The sequence below is a fragment of the Streptomyces sp. NPDC055189 genome (genome assembly GCF_053606765.1).
In genome coordinates this window covers 1-7,036 of sequence record NZ_JBSGSG010000166.1, presented here as the reverse complement: position 1 = coordinate 7,036, position 7,036 = coordinate 1, and the positions used below count along the sequence as shown (strand labels likewise).

The 7,036-nt window shown below is 71.8% G+C and carries 5 protein-coding genes and 2 pseudogenes; 1 reads left to right on the top strand and 6 read right to left on the bottom strand.

Annotated elements, in window-relative coordinates; genetic code table 11:
• A pseudogene (locus tag ACWFR3_RS46265) lies at positions 1-976 on the bottom strand (hypothetical protein); the annotation flags it as partial.
• 292 nt (positions 977-1,268) lie between these two features.
• On the bottom strand, positions 1,269-2,564 hold the full coding sequence (locus ACWFR3_RS46260; protein ID WP_453740742.1) for a pilin: 1,296 nt from the start codon (positions 2,562-2,564) through the stop codon (positions 1,269-1,271).
• Positions 2,565-3,508: 944 nt separating this feature from the next.
• Between ACWFR3_RS46260 and ACWFR3_RS46255 the strand changes: the two genes are divergently transcribed.
• Positions 3,509-4,210: a DUF2637 domain-containing protein gene (locus ACWFR3_RS46255; protein ID WP_453740741.1), complete on the top strand. Its 702-nt coding sequence runs from the start codon at positions 3,509-3,511 to the stop codon at positions 4,208-4,210.
• Between the two features lie 268 nt (positions 4,211-4,478).
• Here ACWFR3_RS46255 and ACWFR3_RS46250 read toward each other — a convergent pair whose 3' ends face one another.
• The 4 genes and pseudogenes from ACWFR3_RS46250 to ACWFR3_RS46235 form a co-directional block, all read right to left on the bottom strand.
• Complete coding sequence (locus tag ACWFR3_RS46250; protein WP_453740740.1) at positions 4,479-5,237, bottom strand: ANTAR domain-containing protein; 759 nt, start codon at positions 5,235-5,237, stop codon at positions 4,479-4,481.
• Positions 5,238-5,295: 58 nt separating this feature from the next.
• Positions 5,296-5,964, bottom strand: coding sequence for an ANTAR domain-containing protein (locus ACWFR3_RS46245; protein WP_453740739.1), 669 nt, complete (start codon positions 5,962-5,964; stop codon positions 5,296-5,298).
• 350 nt (positions 5,965-6,314) lie between these two features.
• Positions 6,315-6,428, bottom strand: a pseudogene (locus ACWFR3_RS46240) (sigma factor-like helix-turn-helix DNA-binding protein); the annotation flags it as partial.
• A 7-nt stretch (positions 6,429-6,435) separates the two neighbouring features.
• Positions 6,436-6,945 carry a hypothetical protein gene (locus tag ACWFR3_RS46235; protein WP_453740743.1) on the bottom strand — a complete coding sequence of 170 codons (510 nt, stop codon included), beginning with the start codon at positions 6,943-6,945 and terminating at the stop codon, positions 6,436-6,438.
• Positions 6,946-7,036 lie beyond the last annotated feature (91 nt).

Below are 7,036 nucleotides of genomic sequence, written 5' to 3'. Positions count from 1 at the left end.
GCGTCAGGCCCCGGCCGCCGGCCGGACCCGGGCCGAAGGCGGCGGGGCCAGCGCCCGTGCGCGCTGCCCGGCCGCCGCCACTGCGCCCCGCGGTGCCGCGCAGCAGCCCGAACGCCCGGTACATCACCACGGCCCGCACCAGCCGGCCGGCGAACGAGCGTCCGTGGCCCAGCCGTACGGAACTCAGGATCCAGAACGGGATCTTGAAGAGGATGTACATCAGCGCCAGCACGACCAGCACGCTGACCAGGCCGCTCTGCGTCGGGCCGAAGGGGCTGAAGTTGCCCGGCGTCAAGAACACCCGGATCCCCACCACCAGCGCCATCGACTGGGCGACCTGGATGGCCAGCAGACCGGCGAAGGTGCGCCACCACCAGCGGGCCACCCCGTCGGTCAGGGGCAGGGCGTGGCACATCAGCGCCAGCGGAGCTCCGGCGATGAGCAAGATGGTCAGGGCCGCCCGCACCACGTAAGTGATCAGAAGGGCCACCAGGACGGCGGCGACCACGCCCCACATCAGGATGATGAAGATGTTGCTGCCGGGAGCGAAGCGGCTGAGGACGAATTCGCGCAGGGCGGTGCCCGCCGTGTCCTTGTCCAGGCCGCCGCCCAGCACCGCCAGGGACAGCGCGTTGGCGAGATCCACCGCCTTGCCGGCCAGGATGAGCGAGAGGCCCGCGGCCAAAAACCCCAGCGGGATCCGCGGCCCCAGTTCCCGCAGCGAATAGCGGGCCTGCACGGACCCGTAGGTCATCAGCAGGATCCCGGCCACCATGACCAGCAGCGAGTAGACGCCGAGCGTGATGTGCCACGCGTCGGTCCACAACTCCCCGACGCGCGGCAGCGAATCGGGCGTGGGCGTGGTGAGCAGCGTGTCCCCCAGGAGCTTGAGGACGGGCTCCAGCGCCGCACTCACCAAGCCCTTGAAGAAGGCGTTGATGGCGGCGGTGACCCCCTGCGTAATCCAGTCGATCACGCCCGCCCCCTGTGGCCGAGCGCTGCCGTGCGCGCAGCACGCGCGGGCAGGGCGGCGCAGACGGAAAAAGCAAGCAACCGGCGCGCGGGGAAGGCGCAGCCGCCCGCGCCACACCCGGGCGGGGGCCCTGCGGCGGGGGTGCGCCCAGCCGCCGCGCCCGGGCCGCTCCGGCCCCGGCGCGCCACCGGGCAGGGATGCGGCCCGGCCGGCGCATGCCGCCGGTGGCGGCCGGGCGTCCGGGCCGTGCACCCCGGGCCGGGGCGGCGAAGGGCGAGCGAAGGAATCATGATGCTCACGCCCCGACAATTCCCTTGAGGATGGCCACGACGAGGGGAGCCAGGGCGGCCAGCCCGTAGCCCCACCCCGCGCTCTTGAACGCGGTCTTGGCCTTCTCGACCTCGCCCGGATCGCCGCCCGCCATCACATAGCGGACACCGCCCACGGTCAGAAAGACGGTGGCAAGACCGGCCAGCACACCCATGATCCAGTTGCGGATGTTGTCGAGGACTTCGTTGACGGACTTGGCCAGCGCGAGCACCGCCCCGGATTCGGCGGCGAAGGCGCTGGCGGAGCAGAGGGCCAAGAGGACCACGACCATCGAGGCGACCAGCAGCGGCCGGCGTGCCCGGGAACGAACAGGGGGCAGGCACATCGCGGGAACCTCCCAGCGGGAGACGGAAAAGCGGGCACCGGGGCAGCAGTGCGGCGCCGCCCCTGAGGGAAGAGGCCGCTTTGTGCGGCTGTTTTTGACACGGCTGCCGGAATCCGCCACGGAATCTATGGGTGCGGAGGCGGTCGGCACGGGCGTGCCGCAGGCCGGCACACGGCGGTCGGGGGCCTGTTGCTCCGCGGTGAGGTAGGCCCGCAGCCGCAGCTCGGCGCGCCGGCGGGCCTGATAGGCGGCCATCACCGGCCTGTCGTGGGTCTGCGCCCAGTCCGGCACGGACTGCTCTTCCAGTCGGGTGCGGCCGATCAGATCGGCCTCGGTCCGGGTCAGGACCCCGACCCGGACCGCACCGAGCAGGACGAAGTCCGGGTGGCCCCACGGCGGCTTGGGCGGAGCCGGGACAAAGACGCGGGCGACGGGTACGGGTGCATCCAGCGCCTCGTACAGGACGGCGAGCATCCGGCGGTAGGCCGCCCACCGCGGCCGCACGTGCGGCCGCGGACGCTCCAGATCGATGGTGGCCAGCGCGCCGAGAAAACCGGTCAGGACCTCGGCCTGCAGGTCGAACGGCTCGGCGGGGAACCTTCCCGACGCCCAGTGGCAGATCCCCGACAGCGCGGGCAGGGCCATCCCGGCGCACGCCAGCGTCCAGGTGGCGCCCTGCGCACGCGCCCGCCGGATCAGCAGCGTCCACACCGCATCCCTGGTCCGGCGGGGGCATTGCCCGCGCATCAGCCGGGTGCGCAGCTCATCGAGGGGGATGGCGCGATCGGGCAGGCCGGGGAACTCCCGGCCGTCCACAGACGGCGGGTGGGGGCCGGCGACCAGCAGCGCGAAGCACTGCGCGGCGGTCTCCAGCGGCAGCGGTGGAGCGGCGAGTTGAGTTGCGCAGGCACGGGACCCGCGCTGCCCGCGAGCCATAGTGCGCCTCCCTCCGTGAACGGACGCGATGACGCCTCCAGCAGGCAGCCCGGCCGACAAGCACCGACCAGCGGACGCCTACGGCACAACGTGCGCGGACCGTCGACCGGCGCGACGGCACCAAGACCGCTGCGGATGGGGGATGCCGGCTTTGAGGCCGGGGGAGGGCGCTGCGACCTGCGTTTTAGTCATGCCGTAGCAGCGCGGACCGGACCCTGTGAGCACGTGCCGGAGGCCGCCGCGATCACGGGCGCGGTGCACAACGACCCTGACCGGTGGCCGACTTCGCCGGCCCGTGTCAAAAAGCGGGGCTGATCGCGGCCTCTATAGGCAGCAGGGCACCGCACACCAGGAGCGAAGGGGGCCGCAGATGACGCAGCCGCATCCCCCGTCGCACGGGCACGACCGGCCGGCAGGCGCTGCTCTCGAGAGCGTCTGGCACTCCTGCCAGCACCGCGCGAGCGTCCAGGTGGGCACAGCGCAGACGGCGCAGTGCTACGGCGGGCCGTGCGCGCTCCTAAAGGCGGCAGTCACGTCTGCGTACGGACTGAGCCGGACTGTCACGGTGCGCGGGGGCCGTCGTCCCGCAGACAGGGGGCAGCGCCGGCACGGCACCGGACGCGCATCCCGGTCCCGACCCGGACCGGGGCGGCGGACGCCCGTCGGTCTGCCGCCGGTCCGGACTCGGACCGGCACGGACCGGAGCCCATCCATCGGGATCGCCCCCGCCGCAGCCGCCGGTCTGCCCTGCTTCGACCCCTGTGCGTGTGAGCGGGATGAGAGGAAAACCGTCCATGATCTCTGACAGTCGCTCTGTGCCATCCGCCGCCCCGCACCGGCCCGCCGCTGCCCACGCCGCTGCTTCCGCCTGTGCCCAGAGCCCCTCGCCCGCTTCCGCGGCACGCGGTGCGCTGCCCCTCGAGCAGCGCGTCACGCTGCGCGCGGTGACCGGCATCGCCGGCACCGTCGTCGCGCTGACGTTCCTCTTCGGCTTCGGCAACGTGTGGACGCTGGCCCTGCGTCTGGGCGTGCCGCCGTGGGTGGCGCCGCTGGTCGCCCCGGCCGTGGATCTGTCGGTACTGGGCCTCCTGCTGGCCATCCGCCATATGGCGCTGCACGGCGCCGGGCGTGAGCAGATGCGCCCGGCCCGCCGGTTGCTGATGTTCTCCGGCACGATGACGCTGGCACTGAACGTGGCGGACCCGCTGGTCACGGGCCAGTTCGGGAAGGCGGCCTTTGACGCGGTCGGCCCTCTGCTGCTGATCGGCTGGGCCGAGGTCGGGCCCGGCATGCTGCAGACCCTCAGCACAATGCAGCACCAGACACCGCCAGATGGCCGCGGCGCAGCGCTGGCGCCTGCCCGGCCAGAGGGATTTGCCGCCCGTGCTCCGGTCGGTGTCTTCCCGGCCCCGGGCACGGAGGATGACGCTGATGCGCTGGCCGGCGGGGATGACTTGCTCGATCGGGCCCGGCGCGAGGATGCCCGCCACTGGGCGGCATTCCAGCGGCCGATCTCGGCGGAGACGCTGCGCAAACGGCTGCGCGTCGGTGCGGCCAGATCACGGATGCTGGTGGCGATGGTCCGGGCCGACCCCTACGCGACGGCGGGAGGCAACACGTCCGGCTCGACGAGGGCGGCGTCGTGAGCAGTGGCCTGCCGGGGCCGGCTCCGCCCGCCGGCGTCTCTCTGCTGGACTGCCCGTCCGGCGCAGGCGATTGCAGGGGCGGCGGCCGTGGTGGTGGAGCCGCGGATGCCTGGCGCAGGGCGGTGCACAGGTCTGCGGATCTGCCTGCGCGTCCTCGCGGCACCGTCCCGCCGCTCTGCGGCCAACCGCGCGTCAGTGCCTCGGTGAAGGAGGGGCAGGGGCAGGGGCCGGGGCTGTCACGTCTGCGGCGGCGGGGCGGTCTCTGGGGCTACTCGCTCGGGGCGCGCCAGGGGGGGCGCCGGAGTGACGGTGTGGTCGGGGGTGCGGGCAGGTCGCCGGTGGTGAGGACGTGGCGGGCGACGTCGGTGAGCAGCAGGCGGTGGTGGCGGGCGTGGCGGCGCATGGCCTGGAAGGCGTCGTCGAGGGGAATGTTGCGGTAGGCGGCGAGGAATCCTTTGGCCTGTTCGATGGTGATGCGGCTGTGCAGGGCGGTGTGGAGCTGTTCGTTGAGGGTTTCGGTGCGCTGCAGGGAGTGGGCGTGCAGTAAGCCGATGGTGGCCGCGTCGGCGAACGCCCGGGCCAGGGCGAGGTCGTCGGCCGGCAGTGGGCTGTCGGTGGCGCGCAACAGCAGCAGGCTGCCGATGGTCTCCTCCCGCAGGCGCATGGGGACGGCGCTGGCGTAGGTGTAGCCGGCCTCGCGGGCCAGGGTGGTGAAGTCGAGCCAGGCTTCGGGCGCGTGGGCGAGGTTGCCGGGGCTGACGGTGCGGGAGGTGCGGTAGGCGTCCAGCGCCGGGCCTTCGCGCAGGGCCAGGTCCAGCACCCGGGTCAGGGCGGGGCCGGGGTCGCAGGGGGCGGGGCTGTAGAGCTGCGGGCCGGGGTAGGCCAGCAGGACCGCGACGTCGGCCACGGCGAAGATGTCGCGGCAGCGGACGGTCAGCTGCTGCAGAAAGTCGATGACGTCAAAGTCCGCGACGAGGGTATCGGCGAGTTCGACGAAGGTTTCGGCGATCTTGCGTTCTCGGCTCATACGGTGACTCCTTGGTGCCCCGGCGCCCTCCAAGGGCCTGCGCCGGGTGGCTGGTTGTTCATGAGGGCAATTCCTGCTCGAGGACTTCGCGGGCGGTTTCGGTCAGGGGCCGGCCCGAGGCGAAGGCCCTCGCCCGCAGCCGGATCAGCGCCTCCTCCAGCGGCACGCCCAGGCGGTAGCTGAGCACCCCGGTGGCCTGGTGTACTTCGGCCCAGTGCAGGTCGACCGAGCCGGCTTTGCCCGGCTCGTTGGGGGCGGTGACCGCGCCCGACCGCCAGGCCAGCAGCCGGCTGGTCAGCGCATCGGCCACCCGCAGCCCGTCCGCCGCCTGCAGCGCCGTCAGCGGTCCCGTCGACTTGCGGTAACCCGTCAGCGCGCCGAACCGAGCCGCCCCCGACTGGATCGGCCAGACAAACGCCGCCCGCACGCCCAGGGCCCGGGCCTGCTCGGCGAACTGCGGCCAGCGCTCGCCCGCCTCCAGATCCGGCACCTGGCAGGGAACTTTGCTGAAGTCCGCCGCGAGGGTGGGGCCCTGGCCCAGGGTGAACTGGGCATCCTCCAGCCGGGCGCTGATGTCGTCGCTGAACCACATCAGCTCCGCCCCCCACCGGAAGGAGACCGCGATCCCGTCCAGGCCCAGCGCATACGCGCACCGCGCCGCCCACACACGGCGCTCACCCGTATCGACGGCCTGTTCCATGCTGTCGAGCAGCTGCTGCACGGACATCTGGTGCTCCATCAAAGCCTTGCGCGTCCAAGGGGCAGCCGCTGTGAAGGACGGCTACGTTCCGTACCGAAAAGGTTACTAGCACGACCGGAGGGCGTTGCCCATGTGGGACAGTTCCCCCGAACCTCGAGCCCCCGGCGGTCAGTCGCAGCGCACATTCTCGCCGGTCAGGGTGCACGGGATCCTGTAGCGCACGGGCGGGGTGCGCGCCCCCAGCCCCGGGCCGCCCGACAGCCCGCCACCCCGGCCTGAGCCTGCGCTGTGCGGGGCGGAGACGGGACGGGGCCGGTATGAGGCCGGTCGGAGCATCGGCCCGCTCCTGGCCCGGCTGGACGAGCGGGCGAGGACCAGAGCTCGGCCAGGGAGCGGCTCAGGAGGCGTGAGATGTGCATCTGGGAGAGGCCTAGTTCGCGGCCGATCTCGGTCTGGGGCAATTCCTGGCCGAAGCGCATCTCGATGTACCGGGTGGGTTCAGAAGAGCGAAGCGAAGATCCTGTTAGCGGTGTCGTTGAACCGCACGTGCAACGGCTCGAGACGCTCGCAGTGCTGGCGCGACATGGCGAGGTCCGGCGCCCGGATCGCGTCGCCGGCAACACGCTGGATTTCCCCGGCGAGTTCACGCAGGCCCTCATGGTGGACCCGAGCTGCCGAGAGCTGAAGCTGCAGCACAGCCTCCGACCAGCCTTCAGCCGTTGGCGTCTCCCACTGGCGGGCAGGCCACGAGCCTGATGCATGGAGCTCGGCGAGCATCCGGTCGAGCTCCTCGTAGACGGCCTTGAACAGGTTGAAGACTGCTGTTTGCAGGGCGAGAGTGCTCTCTCTTTGAAAAGCATCCCGAGCGGCTTGGCGATCTCGCTCGAACTGCTCGTCGCGGACCTTGATCTCGTGCCTGGCTGCGAGTCTGTCCTTGTAGATCGTCAAGATGGACGTGATGAGGGAGCCGATCAGGACTCCCACGAAGCCGAAGATTGCAGAAGCCATCCCTGATCTTGCAGGGTATCCCCGTCTTCAGGCGGGGAGGGAATGCATCTCAGGACTGCTCTGACCTGCACGTCACAGCGGACGTTTTTGC

Excerpts from the sequence above, each read along its gene's own strand:
- ACWFR3_RS46245 (WP_453740739.1), bottom strand. The coding sequence starts at position 5,964 with ATGTCCGTGCAGCAGCTGCTCGACAGCATGGAACAGGCCGTCGATACG.
- ACWFR3_RS46250 (WP_453740740.1), bottom strand. The coding sequence starts at position 5,237 with ATGAGCCGAGAACGCAAGATCGCCGAAACCTTCGTCGAACTCGCCGAT.
- ACWFR3_RS46235 (WP_453740743.1), bottom strand. The coding sequence starts at position 6,945 with ATGGCTTCTGCAATCTTCGGCTTCGTGGGAGTCCTGATCGGCTCCCTC.
- ACWFR3_RS46260 (WP_453740742.1), bottom strand. The coding sequence starts at position 2,564 with ATGGCTCGCGGGCAGCGCGGGTCCCGTGCCTGCGCAACTCAACTCGCC.